Annotated in this window: 23 protein-coding genes; 9 read left to right on the top strand and 14 right to left on the bottom strand. The window is 63.8% G+C overall.

Annotated features, from left to right (window positions below; genetic code table 11):
• Positions 1–59: 59 nt before the first annotated feature.
• Complete coding sequence (locus tag MSIL_RS01790; protein WP_012589398.1) at positions 60–1,868, bottom strand: ABC-F family ATP-binding cassette domain-containing protein; 1,809 nt, start codon at positions 1,866–1,868, stop codon at positions 60–62.
• A gap of 336 nt (positions 1,869–2,204) precedes the next feature.
• Between MSIL_RS01790 and MSIL_RS01785 the strand changes: the two genes are divergently transcribed.
• The 4 genes from MSIL_RS01785 (at position 2,205) to MSIL_RS19965 (ending at position 5,104) form a co-directional block, all read left to right on the top strand.
• A complete protein-coding gene (locus MSIL_RS01785) occupies positions 2,205–3,815 on the top strand; it encodes an adenylate/guanylate cyclase domain-containing protein (RefSeq protein WP_187148690.1) in 1,611 nt (536 codons plus the stop codon).
• A gap of 82 nt (positions 3,816–3,897) precedes the next feature.
• The gene (locus tag MSIL_RS01780) at positions 3,898–4,212 is read left to right on the top strand and encodes a hypothetical protein (RefSeq protein ID WP_012589396.1); all 315 of its coding nucleotides are present in this window, start codon (positions 3,898–3,900) and stop codon (positions 4,210–4,212) included.
• A 136-nt stretch (positions 4,213–4,348) separates the two neighbouring features.
• Entirely contained in the window at positions 4,349–4,498 is a 150-nt protein-coding gene (locus MSIL_RS21570; RefSeq protein WP_187148689.1) for a hypothetical protein, read from the top strand.
• 246 nt (positions 4,499–4,744) lie between these two features.
• The gene (locus MSIL_RS19965; RefSeq protein ID WP_012589394.1) at positions 4,745–5,104 is read left to right on the top strand and encodes a cupredoxin domain-containing protein; all 360 of its coding nucleotides are present in this window, start codon (positions 4,745–4,747) and stop codon (positions 5,102–5,104) included.
• 70 nt (positions 5,105–5,174) lie between these two features.
• Here MSIL_RS19965 and MSIL_RS01765 read toward each other — a convergent pair whose 3' ends face one another.
• The 9 genes from MSIL_RS01765 to leuS all read right to left on the bottom strand — a co-directional run bounded on the left by MSIL_RS01765 (position 5,175) and on the right by leuS (position 15,006).
• Entirely contained in the window at positions 5,175–5,576 is a 402-nt protein-coding gene (locus MSIL_RS01765; protein WP_012589393.1) for a F0F1 ATP synthase subunit epsilon, read from the bottom strand.
• 126 nt (positions 5,577–5,702) lie between these two features.
• On the bottom strand, positions 5,703–7,154 hold the full coding sequence (gene atpD, locus MSIL_RS01760) for a F0F1 ATP synthase subunit beta (protein WP_012589392.1): 1,452 nt from the start codon (positions 7,152–7,154) through the stop codon (positions 5,703–5,705).
• Positions 7,155–7,181: 27 nt separating this feature from the next.
• The gene (locus MSIL_RS01755; RefSeq protein ID WP_012589391.1) at positions 7,182–8,057 is read right to left on the bottom strand and encodes a F0F1 ATP synthase subunit gamma; all 876 of its coding nucleotides are present in this window, start codon (positions 8,055–8,057) and stop codon (positions 7,182–7,184) included.
• Positions 8,058–8,112: 55 nt separating this feature from the next.
• Positions 8,113–9,642: a F0F1 ATP synthase subunit alpha gene (atpA, locus tag MSIL_RS01750; RefSeq protein ID WP_012589390.1), complete on the bottom strand. Its 1,530-nt coding sequence runs from the start codon at positions 9,640–9,642 to the stop codon at positions 8,113–8,115.
• Positions 9,642–10,208, bottom strand: coding sequence for a F0F1 ATP synthase subunit delta (locus tag MSIL_RS01745; protein ID WP_012589389.1), 567 nt, complete (start codon positions 10,206–10,208; stop codon positions 9,642–9,644). Before MSIL_RS01745 ends, atpA begins: the two co-directional genes overlap by 1 nt.
• 265 nt (positions 10,209–10,473) lie before the next feature.
• On the bottom strand, positions 10,474–11,490 hold the full coding sequence (gene holA, locus MSIL_RS01740) for a DNA polymerase III subunit delta (protein WP_012589388.1): 1,017 nt from the start codon (positions 11,488–11,490) through the stop codon (positions 10,474–10,476).
• Between the two features lie 46 nt (positions 11,491–11,536).
• On the bottom strand, positions 11,537–11,740 hold the full coding sequence (locus MSIL_RS01735) for an integrase (protein WP_148212994.1): 204 nt from the start codon (positions 11,738–11,740) through the stop codon (positions 11,537–11,539).
• Between the two features lie 109 nt (positions 11,741–11,849).
• Positions 11,850–12,389, bottom strand: coding sequence for an LPS assembly lipoprotein LptE (locus MSIL_RS01730; RefSeq protein ID WP_012589386.1), 540 nt, complete (start codon positions 12,387–12,389; stop codon positions 11,850–11,852).
• The gene (gene leuS / locus MSIL_RS01725; RefSeq protein WP_012589385.1) at positions 12,376–15,006 is read right to left on the bottom strand and encodes a leucine--tRNA ligase; all 2,631 of its coding nucleotides are present in this window, start codon (positions 15,004–15,006) and stop codon (positions 12,376–12,378) included. The genes MSIL_RS01730 and leuS overlap by 14 nt, the downstream gene beginning before the upstream one ends.
• Positions 15,007–15,153: 147 nt before the next feature.
• Here leuS and MSIL_RS01720 point away from each other — a divergent pair, with 147 nt between their 5' ends.
• Entirely contained in the window at positions 15,154–15,846 is a 693-nt protein-coding gene (locus MSIL_RS01720; protein WP_012589384.1) for a YggS family pyridoxal phosphate-dependent enzyme, read from the top strand.
• A gap of 40 nt (positions 15,847–15,886) precedes the next feature.
• Here MSIL_RS01720 and MSIL_RS01715 read toward each other — a convergent pair whose 3' ends face one another.
• Positions 15,887–16,426, bottom strand: a complete 540-nt coding sequence (locus MSIL_RS01715) for a L,D-transpeptidase family protein (protein ID WP_012589383.1) — start codon at positions 16,424–16,426, stop codon at positions 15,887–15,889.
• A 189-nt stretch (positions 16,427–16,615) separates the two neighbouring features.
• Between MSIL_RS01715 and MSIL_RS01710 the strand changes: the two genes are divergently transcribed.
• From MSIL_RS01710 to MSIL_RS01700, 3 genes are all read left to right on the top strand, one after another.
• Positions 16,616–17,506 carry a helix-turn-helix transcriptional regulator gene (locus MSIL_RS01710; RefSeq protein ID WP_012589382.1) on the top strand — a complete coding sequence of 297 codons (891 nt, stop codon included), beginning with the start codon at positions 16,616–16,618 and terminating at the stop codon, positions 17,504–17,506.
• 310 nt (positions 17,507–17,816) lie between these two features.
• Positions 17,817–18,503: a response regulator transcription factor gene (locus MSIL_RS01705; RefSeq protein WP_012589381.1), complete on the top strand. Its 687-nt coding sequence runs from the start codon at positions 17,817–17,819 to the stop codon at positions 18,501–18,503.
• 24 nt (positions 18,504–18,527) lie between these two features.
• Complete coding sequence (locus tag MSIL_RS01700; RefSeq protein WP_012589380.1) at positions 18,528–18,980, top strand: cyclic nucleotide-binding domain-containing protein; 453 nt, start codon at positions 18,528–18,530, stop codon at positions 18,978–18,980.
• A gap of 12 nt (positions 18,981–18,992) precedes the next feature.
• On the opposite strand, the gene MSIL_RS01695 is transcribed toward MSIL_RS01700, so the two are convergent.
• Positions 18,993–19,805 carry an exodeoxyribonuclease III gene (locus MSIL_RS01695; RefSeq protein WP_012589379.1) on the bottom strand — a complete coding sequence of 271 codons (813 nt, stop codon included), beginning with the start codon at positions 19,803–19,805 and terminating at the stop codon, positions 18,993–18,995.
• Positions 19,806–20,077: 272 nt separating this feature from the next.
• Positions 20,078–20,761 carry an outer-membrane lipoprotein carrier protein LolA gene (locus MSIL_RS01690; RefSeq protein WP_012589378.1) on the bottom strand — a complete coding sequence of 228 codons (684 nt, stop codon included), beginning with the start codon at positions 20,759–20,761 and terminating at the stop codon, positions 20,078–20,080.
• A gap of 217 nt (positions 20,762–20,978) precedes the next feature.
• Between MSIL_RS01690 and metB the strand changes: the two genes are divergently transcribed.
• Positions 20,979–22,136: a cystathionine gamma-synthase gene (gene metB, locus MSIL_RS01685; RefSeq protein WP_012589377.1), complete on the top strand. Its 1,158-nt coding sequence runs from the start codon at positions 20,979–20,981 to the stop codon at positions 22,134–22,136.
• Positions 22,137–22,176: 40 nt separating this feature from the next.
• Here metB and MSIL_RS01680 read toward each other — a convergent pair whose 3' ends face one another.
• A complete protein-coding gene (locus MSIL_RS01680; RefSeq protein WP_012589376.1) occupies positions 22,177–24,822 on the bottom strand; it encodes a DNA translocase FtsK in 2,646 nt (881 codons plus the stop codon).
• Positions 24,823–25,011 lie beyond the last annotated feature (189 nt).

Genomic DNA, 25,011 nt, shown 5'->3' with positions numbered 1-25,011 from the left:
CTTGGAATCGATCACCGTTTTTATAATTTTAATTGAATCCTAAATTATCGTGATCTTGGTTAACCCCCGACTTCCTCGCGCCGAATTTCCAGCTCCAGCCAATCCTCCTCGGCGGCGTTGAGTTCGGCCTCATATTTGGCGAAAGCCGCCGAGGTTTGGGCAAATCGCGCCGGATCGCGCGCGTAAAATCCCGCATCGTCGAGTAGCAGGCGCAGGCTCCCCATTTCCTTGCGCAATTGCTCCATGCGCGCGGGGAGCGTTTCCAGCGCGTGCTTCTCCTTAAAGCTCAATCTCGGCTTCGCCGCAGGCTTTTCCGCACGCGGCGCCGGCGCGGCCTTTGCTTTGCCGGGCGCGGCCGCGCTGGGGCCCGCGCCGACGCCAAAGCCGCGCTGCGCGACCATATCGGAATAGCCGCCCGCATATTCGACCCAGCGGCCGCCGCCTTCGGCCAACACGACGGAGGTCGCGACGCGGTCGAGAAAATCGCGATCATGACTGACGATAATCAGCGTGCCCTTATAATCGGCGAGCATCTCCTGCAGGAGGTCCAGCGTCTCAAGATCGAGATCATTGGTCGGCTCGTCGAGAACCAGCAGATTGGACGGCCGCGCCAGCGCCCGGGCCAGCATCAGCCGGCCGCGCTCGCCGCCGGAGAGGCGGCCGATCGGCGTGCGCGCCTGCTCCGGCCCAAACAAAAAATCCTTCATATAGCCGACGACATGCTTGCGCTCGCCATTGATCTCGACGAAATCGCTGCCGCCGCCGGTCAGGGCGTCCTTCAGCGCGGTTTCCGGATCGAGGCTCGCCCTGCCCTGATCGAGGCTCGCCAACTCGACATTGGCGCCAAGGCGCACGCGGCCGGAATCGGGCGGCTCGGCGCCGGTCAGGATCTTGATCAGCGTGGTCTTGCCGGCGCCATTGGCGCCGATCACTCCGACCCGGTCGCCGCGTAAAATCCGCGTCGAGAAATTGGCGACGATCAGGCGCTCGCCATAGGATTTGCTGATCTCATCGGCCTCGACGACGAGCTTGCCGGAAATCTTGCCCTCGCTGGCGACGAGTCTGACGTCGCCGGCCGCCCCTTGACGCTGGCGTCTCTCGACCCGCATCGCGTTGAGACCGGACAGACGCTTCTGGTTGCGCTTGCGCCGCGCCGTCACGCCATAGCGCAGCCAATGCTCCTCTGCGACGATCTTGCGGTCCATCTTGTGGCTTTGCCGCTCCTCCTCCTCCAGCGTCTGGTCGCGCCAGGCCTCGAAATCGGCAAAACCGCGAGACAGCGAGCGCGTGCGGCCGCGATCGAGCCAGACCGTGCAGCGCGAGAGATTCTGCAAGAAGCGGCGATCATGGCTGATGATGACGAGCGCCGAGCGCAGTCCTTTGAGTTCAGCCTCGAGCCATTCGATGGCGGGCAGATCGAGATGGTTGGTCGGCTCGTCGAGGAGCAAAATATCGGGCTCGGGCGCAAGAACGCGCGCCAGCGCGGCGCGGCGCGCCTCGCCGCCAGAGAGGGTTTTGGGGTTTTCCTCGCCAGTCAGCCCGAGATCGTTCAATAGCCGCCGGCCGCGATAAGGATCGCCAAGCGGTCCGAGCCCGGCCTCGACATAGGCGAAGACCGTGTCAAAGCCGGAGAGATCCGGCTCTTGCGGCAAATAGCGGATGGTGGCGTCGGGCTGCAGAAAACGCGATCCGCCATCGATCTCGAGAAATCCCGCGGCGATCTTGAGCAGCGTCGATTTGCCGGAGCCATTGCGTCCGACGAGGCACAGCCGCTCGCCGGCGCTGACGGAGAGATCCGCGCCTTCGAGCAGAGCCCGTCCGCCAAAAGTCAATGACACGCTTTGCAGCACGAGGAGAGGGGGCGCCATGTAAACCAAAAAATCCTTGCGTAAATCAGTCGATCACTTCACTTCCGTCGACGGCGCCGCGGAATTTTGTTCCGATGTCTGCGGTTATATCAGCAAGACGTTGTGACGCCGCAGCCATAGCGCCAATGGCGCGGCGGCGTCCTTCTGCGGTCACGCCTCAAGGGAGAAGTCTCCGCCTTGTCGAGCGTCACGTCTTCAGCGTCAACCGCGCAGCGCAAAGCGTCGCGCTTTCCGCCGATTGAGCGAACGCTTCGGCTCAGCACGGGCCTCCTTCTGTTTACCTTCGCCGCCAGCCATTTTCTCAACCATGCTTGCGGCATATTCCGGCTCCCGACAATGGAGGCGGTCCGGTTTGTTCTGCTGTGGCCATGGCGCACGCTCCTCGGACAGACGCTGCTTTACGGCTCCTTCCTGATCCATGGAGGCCTCGGGCTTTACGCCATCTATCGCCGCCGCCATTTGCGGATCCCGCGCGGCGAATTGTTCCAGATCCTGCTCGGACTCTCAATTCCGCCGCTGGTCATTCTCCACGCCGTTAATGTGCGTCTTGGCTACCAGCTGTTCAATCTTCCGCTCACCTATCCCTGGCTGATCTACCGCTACTGGGAGCTTTCTCCCTTTGTCGGCCTGCCACGCCAGTTTCTCCTCCTGCTGGTCTTGTGGATTCACGGCTGCATCGGATTACGGAGCTGGCTGCGCTTTCGGCCATGGTATCCGGCATGGACGCCGGTTCTCGCCGCGCTGGCGACGCTGGTCCCCATCCTGGCGATGAGCGGCATTATCGCGGCGGGGCGGGATTTCGACGCCACGGCCGCGCAGGATGCGGCCTTCCGCGGCGCTTTCGCCCGGCTGCAGACGCCGGCCGAGGCCGCGGCGCTCGCAAAGATCGGCGAAACCTTGATTCTCATCTATCTCGGGCTCGTCGGCGCTGTCTTCGCGGCGCGCGCCGCGCTTGACTGGCGCCGACGGCGCTACCGGGCGATTGCGATCACCTATCCGGACGGCGCGCGGGCCGTCGTGCCGCGCGGCTTTTCGATCCTCGAGGCCAGCCGCTGGGCGGGCACGCCGCATATGTCGATGTGCGGCGGACGCGGCCGCTGTTCGACCTGCCGCGTGCGGATCAGATCAGACCTTGCCGCGCTGCCGTCGCCAAATGTCGCCGAAGCGAACACCCTCGCGGCGATCGGTGCGCCCGCCGATGTCCGGCTCGCCTGCCAGCTGCGGCCGATCGAGGACGTCGACGTCACGCCGCTGCTCACGTTGAAGCGATGGGAAACGCGGATGGCCGCGAGCCGCCCTGTGGCGTCAAACGAACATGAGATCGTGGCTCTGTTCGTTGACCTGCGCGATTCGACGCGGCTCGCCGATGGGAGGCTTCCCTATGACGCCTTTTACGTCATCGATAAATATGTCGGCGCCGTCTGCAAAGCCGTCGAATCTCACGGCGGCGAGGTCACCAGCGTCGCGGGCGACGGCGTCATGTGCTTTTTCGACGGCGGCGGCGATCCGCGCGCCGCCGCGAGAGGGGCCATGATCGCCTTGCGCGACTTATGGATCTCCCTGTCCGAACTCAGCGTCGAATTCGAAGCGGCGTTCGATTTCCCGGTCCGCTTCGGCGCCGGATGCCATATCGGCATCGCCGTCGTTGGCGGGTTGGAGAGCCGGCGCGCCGTTCAGTTCCTGGGCGAAGTCGGCAACATCGCGGCGCGGCTTCAGGCCCTGACGAAAGAGGCCGGATGCGCCGTCATCCTGTCGCGCGCCGTCATCGAGCGCGCCGGCCTGCCCGTGCCGGCGCTCGAGCGCCGCAGCGTCCAGATTAGAAGCGTATCGCAAGAGATCGAAACCGTCGCCTTCCGGGAGAGGGAGGATTTCGCCGATCTCATCGGGCATGAGGCCAGTCGAGGCCCCGGCGGCGCGGCTGGATCGGGGCGGCTCCGGCAGGTGTGAAATCCCACCGGCGCCCGGCTCCGGCTCGGATTAATCCTTGGTGCAAGGCGGCGTCATTCGCCAAACATCAAGGAGACGGATCATGAAAGTTCTTAAAATTGCGCTCTTCGGCGCCGCGCTGCTCATTCCCGCCGCGGCTTTTGCATCCTACGCCCCGGAAGGAAACGGCCATGTCGACGTTGCGAGCTACGCGGTGCCCGAAGGCAATGGCAATGTCAACTCCGCCAGCTATGCGGCTCCCGAAGGCAACGGCAACGCCAACGTCGCCAGCTATGCCGCGCCCGAGGGCAACGGCAACGTCAACTCGGCCAGCTATGCCGCGCCCGAAGGCAACAGCAACGCCAACATCGCGAGCTACGCCGCCCCGGAAGGCAATGGCAATGTTAACGTCGGCTAGAACCGCGGTGGGCCGCACGGGGGCGCGCAATCGCCCGGCCAACGGCCAGCGGGGCGCTTCCATCGAAGCGCCCTCCAGTCAAGACGGGCGGCTCCGCTCGATCAGAGGCGCACGAGCCGCGCTGAAACTCATCGGAATGGCCGTCCTCGTGGCCGGCTTTGCGGCCTTCGGTCTCATCGCGGCGTCCCGGGCCGCGCGGGATCATTCGCCCCACCCCGGCTTTGGGGCTCCGCTGGCGTCAGCGCCCGCCGCCGCGACCGGCGACGGCAATCCCTGGCAGATCTGAGCGGCGCCCTGAGCTCCATGGTCAAGCGGTTTTCTGGCGTCAAGGCGTCGCTTTCTCGATAAGGGAGGCGGCGCCTCAGTTCATCAAAGCGAGGCGCGGAACTGCATCGGCGCAATTTGCCAATACATCCTCATATCGATCAGAAAATGAGGAAATCTATCCAACGCCATGTTGTATCTTATTTTTGCACGTTGGCGCCTCTTTGCGGGCGGACGTCGCGAATTGGCAAAAGCTCCGGAGCAACATATGACCTTGCTGAACGCTGCGCCGATGGGCGTCGCGCTTTTCTTAAACGCATGCTCTGGGGCCCTGGCGGCTCCGCCCAGCGCCGACGCGTCGATCGGCGCCGAGCCGATCTATGAGCGAGAGGTGACGATCGAGAAATTTGCCTTCCGGCCGGCTGAAATTACCGTCAAAGCCGGAACCGTCGTCACTTGGCGCAATCTGGACGAGACGCCCCATGCGATCGTCAGCGACGATTTCAAATCAGAAATGTTCGATGCGGATGAGACCTTCTCTCACACCTACGCCAAGCTCGGAACATTCCCTTATGTCTGCGGCGTGCATCCTGCGCATATGAAAGGCAGGGTTATTGTAACGCCCTAAGGCGTTCCGGGCCGAAGGACCGGAGGGCTGCCGCGCCAGTCGATGCGTTCTTCAGAACGCGACGAGAGATTCAGATTTTGAGGGCGGCCTTGAGCTCAAGCAGCTGATCGCGCTTTTCAGCGGCGAGGCGCCGCGTTTCATCGACAGAGGCGTCGGCGATATCCTCCTCGGCGTCCTTGATGTCGGCGTCGATCCGCGCGGCGTCGAGGCTTTCGAGCGGGATCGCCTGCTCGGCCAGGATGGTGAGGCCTGCCGGCGACACTTCAGCGAAGCCCCCGCGCACGAAAAAGCGATGAAGCAAGGCTTTCGATTCGGCGATGTCGATCACGCCGGGCTTTAGCGTTGTCATCAGCGGCGCGTGATCTTTCAGAACCGTAAATTGTCCCTCGGTTCCAGGCACGACGACGGACTCGACAGCGCCGGCAAATACCAGCCGCTCAGGCGAAACAAGCTCGAAATGAAAGTCCGGCATAGCCGCGTCCCCAAATTTGATCCGGCCTGATGATCCCGCGCGCCGGCCTGACGGGCTGGATCGGCATGGGCTTCAGCGCGCCTTGACCCGCGCGGAAAAATCCGCGCGAGCAGGTTCGTCGCAGGCTCAGGCCGCTTCGGCGGCGAGGCGCTGTGATTTTTCGACAGCTTCCTCGATGGAGCCGACCATATAGAAGGCCGCTTCCGGCAGATGGTCGTATTTGCCTTCCACGAGGCCCTTGAAGCCCTTGATCGTGTCGGCGAGGGCGACGAGTTTTCCCGGCGAGCCGGTGAAGACTTCGGCGACGTGGAACGGCTGCGACAGGAAGCGCTCGATCTTGCGGGCGCGCGCGACCGTCAACTTGTCCTCTTCGGAGAGTTCGTCCATGCCAAGGATGGCGATGATGTCCTGCAGGCCTTTGTAGCGCTGCAGCGTCTGCTGCACCTGGCGGGCGACCGCATAATGCTCCTCGCCGACGATCAGCGGCGACAGCATGCGCGAGGTCGAATCGAGCGGATCGACCGCAGGATAAATGCCCTTTTCGGCGATCGAGCGCGACAGCACGGTCGTCGCGTCAAGATGGGCGAAGGAGGTGGCGGGCGCCGGATCGGTCAGATCGTCGGCCGGCACGTAAATCGCCTGCACCGAGGTGATCGAACCCTTGGTGGTGGTGGTGATGCGTTCCTGCAGCGCGCCCATGTCGGTCGCGAGCGTCGGCTGATAGCCGACCGCCGACGGGATGCGGCCAAGCAGCGCCGACATTTCGGAGCCTGCCTGGGTGAAGCGGAAGATGTTGTCGACGAAGAACAGAACGTCCTGGCCCTTGTCGCGGAAATCCTCAGCGATGGTGAGGCCGGTCAGCGCGACGCGCGCGCGGGCTCCCGGCGGCTCGCTCATCTGGCCATAGACGAGGGCGCATTTCGATCCGGCCGCCGAACCATTGTTCTCGCGCGGATTGAGGTTCACCTTGGATTCGATCATCTCGTAATAGAGATCATTGCCTTCGCGGGTGCGCTCGCCGACGCCGGCGAAGACGGAATAACCGCCATGCGCTTTCGCGACATTGTTGATCAGCTCCATGATCAGCACGGTCTTGCCGACGCCCGCGCCGCCGAAGAGGCCGATCTTGCCGCCCTTGGCGTAAGGCGCGAGCAGATCGACGACCTTGATGCCGGTGACGAGGATCTGCGCTTCGGTCGCCTGTTCGGCGTAGGTCGGAGCCAGCTGATGGATGGCGCGGAAATCGCTCGCCAGGATCGGGCCGGCCTCGTCGACCGACTCGCCAATCACATTCATGATGCGGCCGAGCGTTCCCTCGCCGACCGGCACGGTGATCGGCGCGCCGGTGTCGCGGACCGCCTGACCGCGCGTCAGCCCCTCGGACACGTCCATGGCGAGGCAGCGGACGGAGTTCTCGCCAAGATGCTGCGCCACTTCGAGCACGAGCCGGTTGCCGCCATTTTCGGTTTCCAGCGCATTCAGGATTTCGGGCAGCACGCCATCGAACTTGACGTCGACGACGGCGCCGATGACCTGCGTGACATAGCCTGTTGGCGTATTGGTTGCGGCGTCAGACATGGTTCGACCTCTTCAAATCCTTCAGGCTCAAAGCGCTTCGGCGCCGGAGATGATCTCGATCAGCTCCTTCGTGATCATCGCCTGGCGCGACCGGTTATATTGCATCGTCTGTTTCTTGATCATTTCGCCGGCGTTGCGCGAGGCGCTGTCCATCGCGCTCATCCGGGCGCCCTGTTCGGAGGCGGCGTTCTCGAGCAGCGCGCGCAGAACCTGGATCGAGACGTTGCGCGGCAGCAGCGTCGTCAGGATCTGCTCTTCGTCGGGCTCATAGTCGTAGACCGCCTCCGGCGCGGCTGTCTCCTCACGTGAAACCGACAGCGGCACAAGCTGCAACGCCGTCGGAATCTGCGAAATGACGCTCTTGAAGCGCGCATAGAAAAGGGTGCAGACGTCGAAGTCGCCAGCCTCATACATCGAGACGATCTTGCGGCCGATCGCTTCGGCGTTGACGAAGCCGAGCTGCTTGACGCTGCGAAGGTCGACGACTTCGATGATCTCGCGCTCGAATTGGCGGCGCAAGATGTCATTGCCCTTCTTGCCGACGCAGATGATCTTGACGGTCTTGCCCTGACCGATCAGCGCGGTCGCCGCTTCGCGCGCAAGACGCGCGATCGACGAATTGAAGCCGCCGCAAAGACCGCGTTCGGCCGTGCAGACGATCAGAAGATGGATCTTGTCGCGGCCATTGCCGGCGAGAAGGCCCGGCGCGGGCGAACCCGGCGCGATGGAGGCGGCGAGCGCGTTCAGCACCCGTCCCATGCGCTCTGCGTAGGGGCGAGCGGCCTCGGCCGCGTTCTGAGCGCGCCGCAGCTTCGCCGCGGCGACCATCTGCATGGCCTTTGTGATCTTCTGCGTCGCCTTGACGGAGGCGATGCGGTTGCGCAGATCCTTTAACGAGGGCATGGCGTGTCCGCTTCGCTGAGTTCCGGGTTCTTGGCGAGATTCAAGCGAAGTTCGTTCAAGCGAAGTTCTTGGCGTAGGTCTCGACGATGGCCTTCAGCGCCTGCGTCGAAGCGTCGGAGAGATCCTTCGACGAGCGGATCGTCTCAAGCAGATCGCCATGGCTGGTGCGCACCAGGGCGAGCAGACCGTCTTCGAAGGCGCGCACGCGCGCGACTGGAAGCGCGTCGAGATAGCCGTTGACGCCGGCGTAAATCACGACGACCTGCTCTTCCATCTTCAGCGGCGCAAACTGCGGCTGCTTCAGAAGCTCGGTCAGCCGCGAGCCGCGGGCCAGAAGCCGCTGCGTCGTCGCGTCAAGATCGGAGCCGAATTGCGCGAAAGCCGCCATCTCGCGATATTGCGCGAGCTCGCCCTTGATCTTGCCGGCGACTTTCTTCATCGCCTTGGTCTGGGCGGCGGAGCCGACGCGCGACACCGACAGGCCGACGTTCACGGCCGGACGGATGCCCTGATAGAACAGATCCGTTTCAAGGAAGATCTGGCCATCGGTGATCGAGATCACATTGGTCGGAATATAGGCCGACACGTCATTGGCCTGCGTCTCGATCACCGGAAGCGCGGTCAGCGATCCGGCGCCATTGGCGTCGCGCAGCTTGGCGGCGCGTTCGAGCAGGCGCGAATGGAGATAGAACACGTCGCCGGGATAGGCCTCGCGGCCGGGTGGGCGGCGGAGCAGCAGCGACATCTGGCGATAGGCGACGGCCTGCTTCGAGAGATCGTCATAGACGATCAGCGCATGCATGGCGTTGTCGCGGAAATATTCGCCCATGGCGCAGCCGGAGAAGGGCGCAAGGAACTGCATCGGCGCCGGGTCCGAAGCGGTCGCGGCGACGATGATCGAATATTCAAGCGCGCCGTTCTCTTCCAGCACCTTGACGAACTGGGCGACGGTAGAGCGCTTCTGGCCCACAGCGACATAGACGCAGTAGAGTTTGGCGCTTTCGTCCGTGCCCTGATTGGCCGATTTCTGGTTCAAGATGGCGTCGAGCGCGACCGCGGTCTTGCCGGTCTGGCGGTCGCCGATGATCAGCTCGCGCTGGCCGCGGCCGATCGGGATCAGCGCGTCAATGGCCTTGAGGCCGGTCGCCATCGGCTCATGCACCGACTTGCGCGGAATGATGCCGGGCGCTTTCACGTCGACGCGCGAGCGCGTCTCGTAAGGGATCGGGCCCTTGCCGTCGATCGGGTTGCCCAGCGCGTCAACGACGCGGCCGAGCAGCCCCCGGCCGACCGGAACGTCGACGATAGCGCCGGTGCGCTTGACGGTCTGGCCTTCCTTGATGTCGCGGTCGGAGCCGAAGATGACGACGCCGACATTGTCGACTTCGAGGTTCAACGCCATGCCCCGCACGCCGTTCTCGAACTCGACCATTTCGCCCGCCTCGACATTGTCGAGGCCGTAGACGCGGGCGATGCCGTCGCCGACCGAAAGCACCTGGCCGACTTCAGTGACCGAAGCTTCGTTGCCGAAGTTGGCGATCTCATTCTTGAGAATTTGCGAAATTTCAGCGGCGCGGATGTCCATCAGCCGACCTCTTTCATGCGTGCGCGGATCGAATTAAGTTTTGTCTTGAGCGAATTGTCGACCATGCGGGAGCCGAGCTGGACGATGATGCCGCCGATGATCGACGGATCGACCTTGACCGACATTTCGACGCGCTGGCTGCCTGCGACCGCGGCGAGCGCGTCTTTCAGGGCCGCCACATGCTCGTCTTTCAGCGGTTCGGCCACCGTCACCGCGGCGCGGGAGAGGCCGACCGCATGGTCGTGAAGAATATTAAAGTCGCGGATCATGTCGGCGACCGCGAACAGGCGGCGCTTGCTGGCGACGAGGTTCAGGAATTGCGACGTCGTCGTTCCGGAGAGCCCCGCCCGGTCGAGCAGGGCGTCCAGCGCCTTCGTCTGCTGCTCGGCGGAAAAAACCGGGCTGCGCACGAAATTGCGCAGATCTTCGCTCTCATCGAGCATCGCCGCAAAGGTTGCAAGGTCCGTCGCAACGCCTTCGGTCGCGCCGCGCTCCTGCGCCAGAGCGAACAAGGCCTGGGCGTAGCGCCCCGCCATTCCTGAAACCAGTGTTTCCTGCTTCGCCAATCGACGCCCCAGCGCTCAATCGCCCCCCGTCCCGCGCGCCTTTCGCGGGAACCGGCCTTTCATGACGTAACACGAAAGGCCTAGACAGAAGACTTTAGTGGAATCTATTTAGATGCGGCGCGGGAGAAGGCCGCTTTCCGCCGGCGAAGGGGTTGCTAACATAGGATATTTTATGGCGCAACCCTGGCCACACGAATGCGTGAGCCAGCGTCAATAAAGCGCAATCTTGGCCGCACGCAAAGCGCCCGTTGATGACCGTAACGCCTCAGGCTCTGGCGCCGCGCGCCTGCGCCGCCGAGGCGACGCTCCATAGCGCCCGCAGCGCGATGGGCTGGGCGAGTTTCGGCTCCCGCCGCGTGCGCCGCACGGCCTCGGCGAGAATGTCGATCGCCCGCGCAAGCCGCTCGGCGGTCCAGAGCCGCACATGCTGATCGAAGGCGCGCGACCGGCCAAAACCGTAGCCGTGCCCGTGTCCGCCGCCCGCGTCGATCTCAAGGCGGGCGCGGCGCAGACCGAGACTGTAGCGAAGCGCCGCGCCGAGAAGCTGATTGACGTCGGCGCCCTGCGCGGCGAGCCGCCGCGCGCCAGCCTCGACCGCCGCAAAGTCGCCGCCAAAGGCGCCGTCGACGGCGTGGTCCAGCAGGAGGCTCGAGGCGTCGGAGACGATCGCCTCGACATGCTCAAGCCCGATCGCGCCGGCGCCATGCGCGTAAAGGACCAGTTTTTCGAGCTCTCCGCGCGTAGCTAACCGATCCTGGCCGAGCAGCGACGCCAGGAGGGTTTTTGCCTCAGGCGAGACGCTGAGGCCGGCGCCCGCAGCCTCCCGCTCGATCAGATGGGCGATCTCCTCTTGCGAATCCGGCATGCAGGCGATCGCGGCGGCGCTTTTCTCGCGCTCGCAAAGGCGCCTCAAGACGGCGTCCTTCTTCAGCGCGCCGGCCTCAATGATGATCGTAGAGCCTTGCGGGGGGGCGGCGAACAGAGGCTCCAGCGCCGTGACGAAGGCCCTGCCCTGCGCCTCGATCCAGATCGCCCGCCGGTCGCCGAACAGGCCGATGGTGTTGGCCTCATCGGCGAGGCGCAGCGGGTCGGCGGCGAGATCGTCGCCGCCGATGCGCAGCAGCTGGAACGGATCCTTGGGATTGTCGACGGATTTTTTGACGAGGGCCCGGGCGCGTTCGGCGACGAGGCCAGCGTCGGGGCCATAAAGCAAATAGACAAAAATATGCGGCGCCGGCCGTTCGAGAAATTTATCCGCTTCAAAGCTTTTGATCGCGACCATATCGCCGATGTCTCGTCACCCGACTGACGGGCTCCGGCCTATTTATTCAATGCAGGAAGAGCTTTGCGAAAATCGCCGCTTGAAAAGCGAGGACGAACCCCATCATCCATTTAAGGATCGCGGTGTCGGCCTTAAGGGACGTCACATCATCGTCGCGTTTGCTGACAGCGGCGGCCGCCTTCAAAGCCTTGTCTTCTGGAATGTCGATCGCACGAAACGCTTCGAACACTTCAGTCTGCATAACGCTCAACTGCCTTCTCCGCCTCTTGGAATTCCGGCCGCCGACCGAAAGTTAACCTAAGATATAGCGACTCTTTGAAGAGGCGGCGCATCATTTTTCATCGCGGCTGCCGCCAGCGTTAGCTTTTGCCGGCGAACGCCGCCGCAATATTGGTGCGGATCTGCTCGCCAAGCAGATGCGCGTCGCGAATCTCCGCATCGCGCGAGGCGCGTACATTAGCGTAGCGCTGCGACGTGCGGTCGTAGCTGGACGCCACCGTCGCCGTACCCTTGGCGATCGTCGCGCCAGAGAGGGTCTCGGTCAGCGTATAGGTCGCCGCAATGACGACGGTTCCCGACGTCGGATAGCCGGTCACGGTGTCGATCAGAGGCGAGCGAACCGATTCGGCGAGGCCGACATAGAGTGTATAGCGCGGCTCGACATGCGCGCCCGTGCCGTTGAAGCCAAATCTGAGGTCGTTTTCAAGATAATGGCCGGAGCGATTGCTGATCGGAACGATCCGGATCGCCTGCAGCTTGCTCGCAACGTCGCCGCCGCCTTCGGACAGCGGTCCGTACAGCGGCTGCAGGCACCCGGCGAGCGCGAAGCAAAGCGCGGCGGCAAGCGCGCAGCCGGGCAGCCGTTTGCCGCGCGAAATCATGGATTTAAGCGACAACATTGACGATTCTCTGCGGCACGATGATGATTTTCTTGACCGGACGGCCTTCGAGCGCACGCTTCACCGGCTCGAGCGCCAGCGCCGCCGCCTCGATCGCCTCGCGGCCGGCGGCGCGGTCGATGATGAGATCGCCGCGCTTCTTGCCATTGACCTGCACCGGCAGGTCAATCGTTTCCTCGACGACGAGGGAATGATCGGCCTGCGGCCAGGGCGCCTCGGCGGCAAGGCCCTTATGGCCGAGCCGGGCCCAGCATTCTTCGGCAAGATGGGGCATCATCGGCGCGATCATCAGCGTCAAGATCTCCGCGGCTTCGCGGAAAGCGAAGCGGAGGTCCGGCGCGATCTCGACGCTGTCGATGTCGCCGACCGCGGCGCCGAGCTTGTTGGCGAGATCATGCGCCTGCGCCACGGCGCGATTGAAGCGCAGCCGGTCGAGGTCTTCCTCGAGACGGATCAGGCTTTGATGCGCCGCCCGGCGGATCGCGGCGGCCTGCGGCGAGATCGATTGCGGCTTTGGCGCGCCGTCGGCGCCAGACAGGAAGATCAGTTCGCCGATCAGTCGCCACAGCCGCTGCACGAATTTCGCTGCGCCCTGCACGCCTTCCTCGGTCCAGATCACATCGCGTTCGGGCGGCGAATCGGAGAGGACAAACCAGCGCGCGGTGTCGGCGCCGAACGTCCCGATGATCTCGTCGGGATCGACCGTATTGCGCTTCGACTTCGACATTTTCTCAATGCCGCCGATTGAAACTTCCGCGCCGCTTGCAAGATCGAAGGCTCTGCGGCCCGCCGGGCCGATCTCGATGCGGACGTCGGCCGGAAACATCCAATCGCCCGCCTCCGAGCGATAGGTTTCATGCACCACCATGCCCTGCGTGAAGAGGCCGGCGAAGGGCTCGCGGATCTCACCGGCGTGGCCGGTCGCCTGCATCGCTCTGGTAAAGAAGCGGGCGTACAGCAGATGCAAAATCGCATGTTCGACGCCGCCGATATATTGGTCGACCGGCAGCCATTTGGCGATGGCGCTGGGGTCGGTCGGGGCGTCCTCCATCCAGGGCTGCGTGAAGCGCGCGAAATACCAGGAGGAATCGACGAATGTGTCCATCGTGTCCGTCTCGCGCAGCGACGGCGCCGCGCAGATCGGGCAGTTCACATGCTTCCAGGTCGGATGCCGGTCGAGCGGATTGCCCGGCTCGTCGAAGCTCACGTCGGGCGGCAGCTCCACCGGCAAATCCTTGGCCGGCACCGGGACCGCGCCATGCTCCGGGCAATGGATGATCGGGATCGGACAGCCCCAATAGCGCTGGCGGGAAATGCCCCAGTCGCGCAGGCGGAAATTGACCTGCCGCTTCGCCTGCGGCCGGTTGCCGAGGGGATGCTCCTCAAGGCGCCGCGCAACCTCCTCCTGCGCCGCCTCGACGGTCATCCCGTCCAGAAAGCGGGAATGGAACAGAAGGCCGTCGCCGTCATAGGCCTTGTCGGCAATCACGAAAGTTTTCGGGTCGGCGTCCGGCGGCAGGATGACCGGCGTCGCGCCAAGCCCGTAGGCATTGGCGAAATCAAGATCGCGCTGATCATGCGCCGGGCAGCCGAAGATCGCGCCGGTCCCGTAATCCATCAGGACGAAATTGGCGACATAGACCGGCAGCAGCCAGTTTTCATCGAACGGATGGCGGACCCTGAGCCCCGTATCGACACCCTTCTTCTCCGCCGTTTCGATCGCCGCGACGGAGGTCCCCCTGAGACGGCATTCGGCGATGAACGCCGCGAGCGCAGGATCGGCTTTCGCGCAATCGGCGGCGATCGGATGGTCCGCCGCAATCGCCAGAAACTTCGCCCCGAAGAGCGTGTCCGGCCGGGTCGTATAGACTTCGATCTCGGTCGCCGGCGCGCTCAGCGTCGGCTCCAGCGCGAAGCGCACCAGCAGCCCTTCCGAGCGGCCGATCCAGTTGGCCTGCATCAGCCGGACCTTCTCGGGCCAGCGCGTCAAGCCGTCGAGGGAGCGCAGCAGATCCTCGGCATAGTCCGTGATCTTGAAGAACCATTGCGTCAGCTCGCGCTGCTCGACGAGCGCGCCGGAGCGCCAGCCGCGGCCGTCGATCACCTGCTCATTGGCGAGAACGGTGTGATCGACCGGGTCCCAATTGACCTTCGACTTCTTGCGGTCGACGAGGCCGGCGGCGAGAAAATCGAGGAACATCTTTTGCTGATGGCGATAATAGGCCGGATCGCAGGTGGCGATCTCGCGCGACCAGTCGAGCGACAGCCCCATCGACTTCAGCTGCGCCCGCATGGCTTCGATATTGGCGTAGGTCCAGGCGGCCGGATGGCTTTTGTTCTGCATCGCGGCGTTCTCGGCCGGCATGCCGAAGGCGTCCCATCCCATTGGATGCAGCACGCTGAAGCCGCGCGCCCTTTTATAGCGCGCAATCACGTCGCCCATCGTGTAATTGCGGACATGGCCCATGTGGATGCGACCCGAGGGATAGGGAAACATCTCGAGCACATAGTATTTGGGGCGCGGATCATCGTTGTCGGTTTTAAAGGTCGCCGACCGTTCCCATTTGTCCCGCCATTTCGGCTCCGTTTCGCGGGCGTTATAGCGCTCGAAGTCCATGATCTCTAAAGGCCGTTCGCTTGAATGACGTCGATTGAGGTTGCGCGGAGACAGCATTATTGAGGGGGCGGGTCAACCTGACCGCGGGGCCGCGCTCCCTTTCGTTCCGGAGAATGCGCTTCTTTGTGTGAAGGAAAGGCTGCGGCTTTGCAACCAACGGTGAAAAATTCGCCCTCCGTGCTGGACCGGCTGGCCGAGGTGCGCAAAGAGATCGGCCGCGCCGCCGCCGACGCCGGCCGCCCGCCCGGCGATATCGCGCTGGTCTGCGTGTCAAAGACCTTTTCGGCCGCCGAGATCGAGCCCGTTCTCGCGGCCGGCGAAAGGCGCTTCGGCGAGAACCGGGTGCAGGAGGCGCAAGAGAAATGGCCGGCGCTGCGCCAGGCCTATCCGGACGTCGAGCTTCATCTGATCGGCCCGCTGCAATCGAACAAGGCGCATGAGGCGGTCAAATTGTTCGACGTCATCGAGACAGTCGACCGCGACAAGATCGCCAAAGCCCTCGCGACCGAGGCGGCGAAGGCCGCCCGGCGGCCCAAATTCTATGTGCAGGTGAATACCGGGGCCGAGCCGCAGAAGGCCGGCGTTCTGCCCGGGGAGGCCGACGCCTTCATCGCCCGCTGCCGCAACGAATATGGGCTGGAGATCGCCGGTTTGATGTGCATTCCCCCCGTGGACGATCAGGCCTCGCCGCATTTCGCCCTTTTGAACCAGATCGCCGCGCGCAATGGGCTGCGCGAGCTCTCCATGGGCATGAGCGGCGATTTCGAGCTCGCGATCCAGCTTGGGGCGACGCATGTGCGGATCGGCAGCGCGATTTTTGGAGGGCGGCCACGGCCTTGAGCGATACATAAAAAATATCGCTCAACATATTGATACAAATCTATCTGATCGTCAGAATCGTCTGTGTCGACAATCGCGGCAGCAGGCGGCGGAAATCCCGCGGACGCAGGGCGATGCAGCCCTCCGTCGGGTCTAGCCCGTCCCGGGCGCAGTGCAGGAAAATCGCGCTGCCGCGGCTCTTGCGGCGGGGGTGGATATTGTAGTCGAGCACGATGACGATGTCGTAGAGGCGATCGTCACGCCACAAAGTCTCGAAGGATCTGGCAAACGGCGCCGCCACCTGCCGGTTATAGAGCGCGCTCGCGGGATCGTCACACCAGCCGTCGCCCGGACGCGTGGCGCGCATCGGCAGCGCCGACGATCTGGGCGCGCGCCGATCTGCGCGAAAAAAACCGTACAGCAGCCGCCAGCTTCCCGCCGGAGAGGCATGATCGCCTTCCCGCTTGTCCCGCCTGACGCCGGCGGATCCGATCGCGCAGGGCAAGATCAAGCTTCCGACCTGCAGCCTGCCAACGGCCGGTGAGCGTCCGGGAATCCGGGTCGCGACGAGATGGAGGGAGGTTTTTGGCGCCGCCTTCATGGATCACTTTACAACTCTTGCGTAGACGCGCCGCGGCCCGCGCCAAGTCATCTCGATTATTGGCCAGGCTCGCGCGCGGCGCCAAGCCGGGGTGGGATTGCCCCTTTGACGGACAAGCCCGCGCCCGCCTCGCTACTCTGTGAATCCATGTTATTCTTCCGCTGTTTCGGGAAAAAAGCATAAATTCGCATGACGCAATTCCTCACCACGCGCGAGCTGGCGGCGATGCTCCGCGTCAAGGAGCGCAAAATCTACGATCTGGCGTCGGAAGGCGCGCTGCCGGTGCGCCGCGTCACCGGAAAACTGCTGTTTCCGCGCGATGAGATCGAGCAATGGCTTCTGTCGCGCGGCGGGGCGGGCGACGAACCGGCCCGAAAGGAGCTGGGGCCGGCCGCCGATTCGTCCGCCATTATTGCCGGCGGACATGATCCTTTGCTCGAATGGGCGTTGCGCGAATCGCGCTCCGGGATCGCCGCCTTCCTCGATGGCGCGCTCGACGGCCTGCGCCGCAGCGGCGACGGCTGCATCGCCGCCGGATTGCACATTCCCGAATCGGAGGGGCGCGCGTGGAATGTCGGCGCCGTGCGAGAGAAATTCGCCGGTCAGCCGGTCGTCCTGATCGAATGGGCCAAGCGCACGCGCGGGCTGATCTTCCAGCCCGAAGAAGGCCCTCTCACGTCGCTCGCCGCTGCGCGAAAATTGCGCTTCCAGGCGCGCCAAGCGGAGGCTGGCAGCGAATTGGTGCTCGACCTTCTGCTCGAGCGGGAGGGATTGAAGCGGAGCGACCTCAATTTTATCGAGACGGTCGAACGATCGGAAACGGATCTCGCCACGGCGATCGGAGCAGGCCGGGCGGATGTCGGTCTGGGCATCGAGGCCGCAGCGCGCCCGTTTCGGCTGGCGTTCACGCCCCTCATCGTCGAGCGATTCGATCTTCTGGTCTGGCGCAGAGCCTATTTTGATCCGCCGTTTCAAAAGCTTATCCGCTTTTGTTCTAGCGACGCATTCAGACGCCGCGCGGAGGAATTGGGCGGCTATGACATCGGCGCGTACGGCGCAGTTCATTTCAACGGACCGTAGCACGCTGCTCCCGTCCAAGCGGTGAGCGCTGCGCATTCAGCCGCCGTTCATGCGGCGTGACTAAAACTGCGCAGCGAGGGCGCCTCGGCCGAGCCGGGACGAAAGCCAAGCGAGCGGCCGTTTTGCAATAAATGCCATAAATCCTTATTACTCATTCGCGCTATCGGCGAGCAGGCGGGGCCCCATGCTTGCCGATGGCGCGCCACGCGAGCCTTTCGGGCTCGCGTCTGAATGATGCTGACAGGAATTGCAGGCCGCTCCGCGGTTTCGGCGAGAAGCGGCGACGCAGATTGAAATCAAGGACAGGTCCATGGCGCAAGTTATGAAAATCTTGATCGCGGACGATGATCCGGACTTGCGCGCCGCTCTGGCGGAACAACTCTCGCTGCACGAAGAGTTTTCGGCAGTGCACGCCGATTCGGCGCAAAGCGCGCTGTCGGCCTCGCGGCAGGAAACTCCCGACCTCATCATCATGGACGTCGGCCTGCCGGATATGGACGGGCGCGAGGCGGTCAAGCAGATGCGCGAGGAGGGATTTAAGAATCCGATCATCATGCTGACCGGGCAGGATTCGGATTGGGACACGGTGCAAGGCCTCGACGCCGGCGCCAATGATTATGTGATCAAGCCTTTCCGCTTCGCGGTGCTGCTGGCGCGCATGCGGGCGCATCTGCGCCAGCACGAAACCAATGAGGAAGCGCTATTCCGCATCGGCCCCTATACATTCCAGCCGGGCGCGAAGCTGCTCATCAGCGAAAAGGGCGAAAAGCTGCGCCTTACGGAAAAGGAAACCGCGATTTTGCGGTTCCTCTATCGCGCCGGTCAGAGCGTCGTCATTCGCGAAGTGCTGCTGCGCGAGGTGTGGGGATACAACTCCAACGTCACCACCCACACGCTTGAGACGCATATCTATCGGCTGCGGCAGAAAATTGAGCGCGATCCGGCCAAGGCCCAGTTGCTGATCACCGAGGCGGGCGGCTACAAACTGATTCCCTAAAGCGGAAATCAGAAAAAGGCGGCCATGGCTCTCGAGGACGACGTCGCCAAGCTGAAGCGCAATGCAACCTTTGCGGCGCTCGAGCCGGATGCGCTGCGGCTGCTCGCCTTTTCGGCGGAAACGAAGGTCCTGCGCGCCGGCGATATTCTGTTTCGCCGCGACGAGCCGTCAAACTGCGGCTTTCTTCTCTTGTCCGGCTCCATCGCCCTCGACCCCTCGGGCGACGGGTCCGCCGCCGCGCGCATTCTGCGCCCGCCGGCGCTGATCGGCGAAATCGCCCTTATTACCGAGACGCTGCGGCCCGCGACCGCGATCGCGCGGGAGCCCTCGACTGTGCTGCGGCTGTCGCAGCAGATGTTCCGGCGGGTGCTCTCCGAATATCCGCAGAGCGCCGAGCGGCTGCGGCTCGCCCTCGCCGCGCGCCTGGCCGAGTTTACTGCCGAGATCGAAAAAGCGTGGGGAGCGCCCTCGGCCTAGGCCTCCTCCCCGTCAGGCGTCGAAGCGGACGATCACCGGCACATGGTCGGAGGGACGCTCCCAGCCGCGGCTTTCGGTCAACACTTTCATGCCGCCGAGACGCGGCGCGAGACTTTCGCTGACGAGGACATGGTCGAGGCGCCGGCCGCGGCCCGAAAGCGCCCAGTCCCGCGCGCGGTAGCTCCACCAAGTATAGAGTTTCTCCTCCGGCGGCACGTAGCGGCGCATGGCGTCGACCCATGGCCCCGCCTGTTGAAACACGCCGAATTTTTCCACCTCGATCGGCGTGTGGCTCACGACGCGGAGCAGCGCCTTGTGGCTCCAGACGTCGGCCTCCAGCGGGGCGATGTTGAGATCGCCGACCAGGATCGCGTCGGAGGCGGCGATCGCGCCATGATGCATCCATGCCGCCATTTCATCGAGAAAGGCGAGCTTATGGGCGAATTTCGGATTGATCAGCGGATCCGGCTCGTCGCCGCCGGCCGGAACATAGAAATTATGCAGACGTACAGGCCGCGCGGCGCCCTGCGGCGTGAAGCTGACGGCAAGATGGCGCGCGTCCCCCTTCTCGCAGAAGCCGCGCCGGTCGATATCGCCTAGAGGCAGGCGCGAGGCGATGGCGACGCCGTGATAGCCTTTCTGGCCGTTGATCTCGACATGCGGATAGCCAAGCTTATGAAACGCCGAAAGCGGAAACTCCGCGTCGCGGCACTTGGTCTCCTGCAGGCACAAGAGGTCCGGCGCATGCTCATTCAGGAAGCGCGCGACAAGATCGATCCGCAGGCGGACGGAGTTGATATTCCAGGTGGCGATGGAAAAGGACATGTGAGGGCTCCGCTGGCGATTGATCACGGCGGAGCTTGCGTCGCAACATGAGACAGCGGCGACGCACAGAAAAACGCGGCGGGGAACGCTCCGCGCAGCCCAAACGAAAAGGGCGTCCGGCTTTTGACCGGACGCCCTAGGAGCGAAGCTTGCCGGGAGGGGGGCCGGCAGAGCCTTCAAGGCGAAGCGGGGGGAAACGCCCTGTCAGCTGAATCGCTCACATGATCCCAAGATAAGCGCCCCCTGCCCCAATTCAAGAGTAAACAACGGCCTCAATTATTTGTGTTCGGAATCCGTTCCTGCGTCAGCTGGAAAATGTTCGGGTCTGGTTTCTTGGTCAAATCGATGTTGAACAAAGAGATTACTGTTTCGTAACCTTGCGGATCTGTAACCTGCCACTGCTTGAGCGTGAACTTGGCCGGATCGAAGATGAGTTTTATCTCGGAGGTTCCGCCGAAAGTCGCCGTATCCTCGACCTGAATCACGACGGAACTCGGATCGCTCGCAACATTAACGATTTTAACGTCGCGATTGAGATCCACATGGTCCTTCAGCAAGAACTTCAGCGGCGTCTGGCTGATGAAATAGACGTCCTTTGTCGCCGTCTTGCGATCATGCACTGCGACGGACAGGCCATCCGCGACGATCTCAAGCGTCGCCGGCGGCGCATATTCGAACCGCAGCTTGCCCGGCCGCTGGACGAAGATCTTGCCCTCCGCCCGACGCCCGTCCGGGCCGATCTGAACGAAATCGCCGATCATCGTCGTCGCCGTATTGAAATAATCATTCGCCTTCTGGATCGCGACCAGCGGGTCCATGGGAACGAAAGGCTTTGTCGGAGCCGCCGCGGCGGCGGGCTTGGCTGGCTTTACGGTCGCAGGCGCCGGCTCGGCATGGAGGCCGAAGGAGGCGAGCCCGGCGAAAGCCGCGAAAACAAAGGCTGGCGTTCGCGTCATGAAACCTTCCCGATGATGGCGCCTGTCACGGCGATCCTAAAGCGTGATCCTTAAGAGTTGCAGACGTTGTAGATAGGATTGCGCCGCAAGACAAAGATGGCGGTTTGGGGCCCTGCGCGCCGGGGCGCGTTTGTTTTCAGCCAGCCGCCTTGCGCGGGCGCATGCCGTTCTGTTCTATAGGCGCCAACCTTGGAAACGCGCTTGTGGAAAAAACGAAATGACGCATGAAAAAGCGCTCCAGACCATCGCGGCCTCGAACGGGGTCGCGGCGGACAGCGCCTACGGAGCGGCGGCGCCGCCGATCTATCTTTCGAGCACCTTCGCCTTCAAGGGGTTCGAGCGGCCGGGCGGTCACGAATATACGCGAACGAGCAATCCGACCCGCGACCTCCTGGCCGACACGCTGGCCAAGCTTGAGGGCGGCGCAGGCGCGGTGACCCTGTCAAGCGGCATGGCGGCGATCAATCTGCTGCTCGATCCAATGGAGCGCGATGATCTCGTCATCGCGCCGCATGATTGCTATTCCGGCGTCCAAAGGCTCTTGTCCGCCCACGCCGCAAAGGGTCATTTCAAGGTCGAGTTCGTCGATCAGAGCGATGCGGAGGCCGTCGCCACGGCGCTCGGCCGCAATCCGAAACTTTTGATGATCGAGACCCCGAGCAACCCACTGATGCGCGTGGTCGACATCAGGGCATTTTGCGAGGCCGCGAAAAAAGTCGGCGCGAAGGTCGCCGTCGACAATACGTTCCTCTCGCCCGCTCTGCAGCGGCCGATCCCGCTCGGCGCGGATTTTGTCGTTCATTCGATGACAAAATTCCTCAACGGCCATTCCGACGTGGTCGGCGGCGCCGTGATCTGCGCCAGCGAAAGCGACGCCGAGGAGATGCGCGGCTGGGCCAATATCACCGGCGTCACCGGCTCGCCGTTCGATTCCTATCTGACATTGCGAGGATTGCGGACGCTGTTTCCGCGCCTCGAACGCCAGCAGCGCACTGCGGAAACGATCGCGCTGTTCTTACAACAGCATCCTTCTGTCGAGGCGGTGCATTATCCGGGGCTCGTCTCGCATCCCTCCCATGCGCTCGCCAAGGCGCAGCAGGCGGGCTTTGGCGCGATGCTGAGTTTTGAGGTCGCGGGCGGAATCGCGGCCGTGCGGCGGCTGGTGGAATCGGTCCGCATTTTCACTCTGGCGGAATCGCTCGGCGGCGTCGAAAGCCTGATCGCCCATCCAGCGACCATGACGCACGCCAGCATGGCCCCCGAGGCGCGCGCGGCGGCGGGGATCAAGGATAATCTGCTGCGGCTCTCGGTCGGCCTCGAACATGAGGGGGATCTTGTGTCCGATCTGGCGCAGGCGCTGAAGGCGCCCGCTTGAGGGCGCGCGGGACTGGTCGTTAAGCCCGTCCGCCTGAAACCTAAGCCTCTCCAGCGAGATCGAAGGCGCCGCGGTCGACGCCGCCGCCGACGAGGATCGCCCGTTTGCCGGAATGGTTTGGCGCGCCGACGACGCCCTCCTGCTCCATCCGCTCGACCAGCGAGGCCGCCTTGTTGTATCCGACCGACAGGCGGCGCTGGATGTAGCTCGTCGAGCATTTGCGGTCGCGCAGAACGATCGCCACTGCCCGGTCGTAGAGATCGCCCGATTCTTCGGCGTCCATGCTGCCGGGCGAGACCGCCTCCCCCTCCTCGTCAGAGCTGTCGTCCTCTGAGGTGATCGATTCGAGATATTCGGGCTGGCCCTGACTTTTAAGATGGGCGACCACCTTCTCAACCTCGCCATCGGCGACGAAGGGCCCGTGCACGCGCGAGATGCGCCCGCCTCCCGCCATATAGAGCATGTCGCCCTGGCCAAGCAGCTGCTCGGCGCCCTGCTCGCCCAGAATGGTGCGGCTGTCGATCTTGGAGGTCACCTGAAATGAGATTCGCGTCGGAAAATTCGCCTTGATGGTGCCGGTGATGACGTCGACCGAGGGCCGCTGCGTCGCCATGATCAGATGAATGCCCGCCGCGCGCGCCATCTGCGCGAGCCGCTGGATCGCGCCCTCGATATCCTTGCCGGCGACCATCATCAGATCGGCCATCTCGTCGACGATCACGACGATGAAGGGCAGCGGCGAGAGATCCATCGGCTCATGCTCGTAGATCGCCTCGCCCGTCTCGCGGTCGAAGCCGGTCTGCACGGTCCGCATCAAGGTCTCGCCCTTGGCCGTCGCCTCGACGACGCGGGCATTGAAGCCGTCGATGTTGCGCACGCCGAGTTTCGACATCTTCTTGTAGCGGTCCTCCATCTCGCGGACCGCCCATTTCAGCGCCACCACCGCCTTTTTCGGGTCGGTGACCACGGGCGTCAAAAGATGCGGGATGCCGTCATAGACGGAGAGTTCGAGCATTTTCGGATCGACCATGATCAGCCGGCATTCTTCCGGGCGAAGCCGGTAGAGCAGCGACAGGATCATGGTGTTGATCGCGACCGATTTGCCCGAGCCCGTCGTTCCGGCGACGAGAAGATGCGGCATGCGCGCCAGATCGACGATAATCGGTTCGCCGCCGATGTTTTTGCCGAGGGCGATGGCCAGACGATGTTTCGATTTTTCGAAATCGTCGGAGCCGAGCAATTCGCGCAAAAATACCGTTTCGCGCCGCTGGTTCGGCAATTCGATGCCGATGGCGTTGCGGCCCTGCACCACGGCGACGCGCGCCGAGATCGCCGACATCGAGCGGGCGATATCGTCAGCGAGCCCGATTACGCGGGAGGATTTGATGCCGGGCGCGGGCTCGAGCTCATAGAGCGTGACGACGGGGCCCGGCCGGACATTGATGATCTCGCCCTTGACGCCAAAATCATCGAGCACGCCCTCGAGCAGGCGCGCGTTCTGCGACAGGGCTTCCTCGGACTGCGAGCTGACGAGATGTTTCGCCTCGGCGAGCATATTGAGCGGCGGAAACACATAATCCTGGCGTCCGAGACGCTCGCGCAGCGAGGGATGCGCCTCCTTCTGGGCGCGCTGCCCTGGCCGCACCGGCGGCGGCGGCGGCGCGACGATGCGTCGCGAGTCGGGTTCGGCCATGGCGTCGGCGCTGGCTGTTTTCTGAACGGTTCGGCTTTTTTGCCGGGCCGCCGCCCGCGTCGCCGGCGGCGCATAGGCGGTGGCGTCAAACCCGGGCTCGGGAATGCCTTTTTCCAGCCAGTCGGCGTCGGGAGCGGGTTCGAAGGGCTCATTGTCGCCCGATGCAAATTCGAAACTGCCGAGCGGGGGATCAAAATCGCGCGGGGAAAACTGCGGCGCCGTCTGCCAGGGCGCAGGGCGGGGCGAGGGCGCGCGCGCGGCCCGGCGGCGCGCGAGTTGACGCTGCGCGGCGGACTTGAGGCTCAAAAAGGCGTGAATGACGGCGCCGAGCGCGATAAGCGCAAAGCCCGGACCGCCGGCGTCATCGTCAGCGCCCCCGCCGCGCCGGCGCACAGGCGCATCGTGCTCTTCTTCGTCGAGTTCGTCGAACCGGTCGCGCAGCCCGACGCTCGCCGAAAGGGCGAGAATGGATCCGGCGGCAAGCGCGACGCCGACGAGAATGAGGCCCGGCGCGAATCCGGCGGCGAGCTTTTTTGGCAAGAGGAGGATCGCGTCCCCGACGACGCCGCCAAGGCCAGTCGGCAACGGCCAGCGCGCGGCGATCGGCAGCAGTGAAGCGAACCCCGCCGCCAGCGCCGCCCCAGCGATCCACAACATAACCCGCGCCGGAATCCGCTCCAACCGGCGCGCCGTCAACAGACGACAACCCCAAAAGCCCGGCGGGACCAGAACGGCGATGACGCCAAGCCCGAGCATCTGCATCAGGAGATCGGCCGTGACTGCGCCCGTCGAGCCCAGAAGGTTGCGCACCGGCCCAGGCGTCGCGTGATTGAAGCTTGGATCCTCGACGGACCAGGACAAAAGCGCGATGACGATGGCGATCGTCGCCGCGACGATGACCAATCCCGCCAATTCCGCGCCGCGCCGCGCCGCGAAGGCGCGCAGGGCGTCGGGGATGATGTCGAGCGCCGTCATACTGGTTGTCGTTCGCATCCGATCCCCGTCGTCGAACTGCCTGTCTCTGCTCGCCGCACACGGCTTTGGCGTCGAGCGCCGCGCGTCCGCGATGACGTCGAGCAAGGCGCAAATTAGCAATGGACGGTTAAAGGCGCTTTAACCTTAAGGGACCGGCGGCCACGCCAAAGGCGCAGGACGAACCTTTTCGGTAGAGTCTCAGTTTGA

This window comes from Methylocella silvestris BL2 (assembly GCF_000021745.1).
GTDB classification, from domain to species: domain Bacteria; phylum Pseudomonadota; class Alphaproteobacteria; order Rhizobiales; family Beijerinckiaceae; genus Methylocapsa; species Methylocapsa silvestris.
The sequence above is the reverse complement of the archived record's forward strand: the minus strand, read 5'-3'. Positions and strand labels throughout refer to the sequence as shown.

Coding starts and splice junctions, on each gene's coding strand:
- MSIL_RS01790 (WP_012589398.1), bottom strand. CDS start 1,868: ATGGCGCCCCCTCTCCTCGTGCTGCAAAGCGTGTCATTGACTTTTGGC.
- MSIL_RS01785 (WP_187148690.1), top strand. CDS start 2,205: ATGGAGGCGGTCCGGTTTGTTCTGCTGTGGCCATGGCGCACGCTCCTC.
- MSIL_RS01780 (WP_012589396.1), top strand. CDS start 3,898: ATGAAAGTTCTTAAAATTGCGCTCTTCGGCGCCGCGCTGCTCATTCCC.
- MSIL_RS21570 (WP_187148689.1), top strand. CDS start 4,349: ATGGCCGTCCTCGTGGCCGGCTTTGCGGCCTTCGGTCTCATCGCGGCG.
- MSIL_RS19965 (WP_012589394.1), top strand. CDS start 4,745: ATGACCTTGCTGAACGCTGCGCCGATGGGCGTCGCGCTTTTCTTAAAC.
- MSIL_RS01765 (WP_012589393.1), bottom strand. CDS start 5,576: ATGCCGGACTTTCATTTCGAGCTTGTTTCGCCTGAGCGGCTGGTATTT.
- atpD (WP_012589392.1), bottom strand. CDS start 7,154: ATGTCTGACGCCGCAACCAATACGCCAACAGGCTATGTCACGCAGGTC.
- MSIL_RS01755 (WP_012589391.1), bottom strand. CDS start 8,057: ATGCCCTCGTTAAAGGATCTGCGCAACCGCATCGCCTCCGTCAAGGCG.
- atpA (WP_012589390.1), bottom strand. CDS start 9,642: ATGGACATCCGCGCCGCTGAAATTTCGCAAATTCTCAAGAATGAGATC.
- holA (WP_012589388.1), bottom strand. CDS start 11,490: ATGGTCGCGATCAAAAGCTTTGAAGCGGATAAATTTCTCGAACGGCCG.
- MSIL_RS01730 (WP_012589386.1), bottom strand. CDS start 12,389: ATGTTGTCGCTTAAATCCATGATTTCGCGCGGCAAACGGCTGCCCGGC.
- leuS (WP_012589385.1), bottom strand. CDS start 15,006: ATGGACTTCGAGCGCTATAACGCCCGCGAAACGGAGCCGAAATGGCGG.
- MSIL_RS01715 (WP_012589383.1), bottom strand. CDS start 16,426: ATGAAGGCGGCGCCAAAAACCTCCCTCCATCTCGTCGCGACCCGGATT.
- MSIL_RS01710 (WP_012589382.1), top strand. CDS start 16,616: ATGACGCAATTCCTCACCACGCGCGAGCTGGCGGCGATGCTCCGCGTC.
- MSIL_RS01705 (WP_012589381.1), top strand. CDS start 17,817: ATGGCGCAAGTTATGAAAATCTTGATCGCGGACGATGATCCGGACTTG.
- MSIL_RS01700 (WP_012589380.1), top strand. CDS start 18,528: ATGGCTCTCGAGGACGACGTCGCCAAGCTGAAGCGCAATGCAACCTTT.
- MSIL_RS01695 (WP_012589379.1), bottom strand. CDS start 19,805: ATGTCCTTTTCCATCGCCACCTGGAATATCAACTCCGTCCGCCTGCGG.
- MSIL_RS01690 (WP_012589378.1), bottom strand. CDS start 20,761: ATGACGCGAACGCCAGCCTTTGTTTTCGCGGCTTTCGCCGGGCTCGCC.
- metB (WP_012589377.1), top strand. CDS start 20,979: ATGACGCATGAAAAAGCGCTCCAGACCATCGCGGCCTCGAACGGGGTC.
- MSIL_RS01680 (WP_012589376.1), bottom strand. CDS start 24,822: ATGCGAACGACAACCAGTATGACGGCGCTCGACATCATCCCCGACGCC.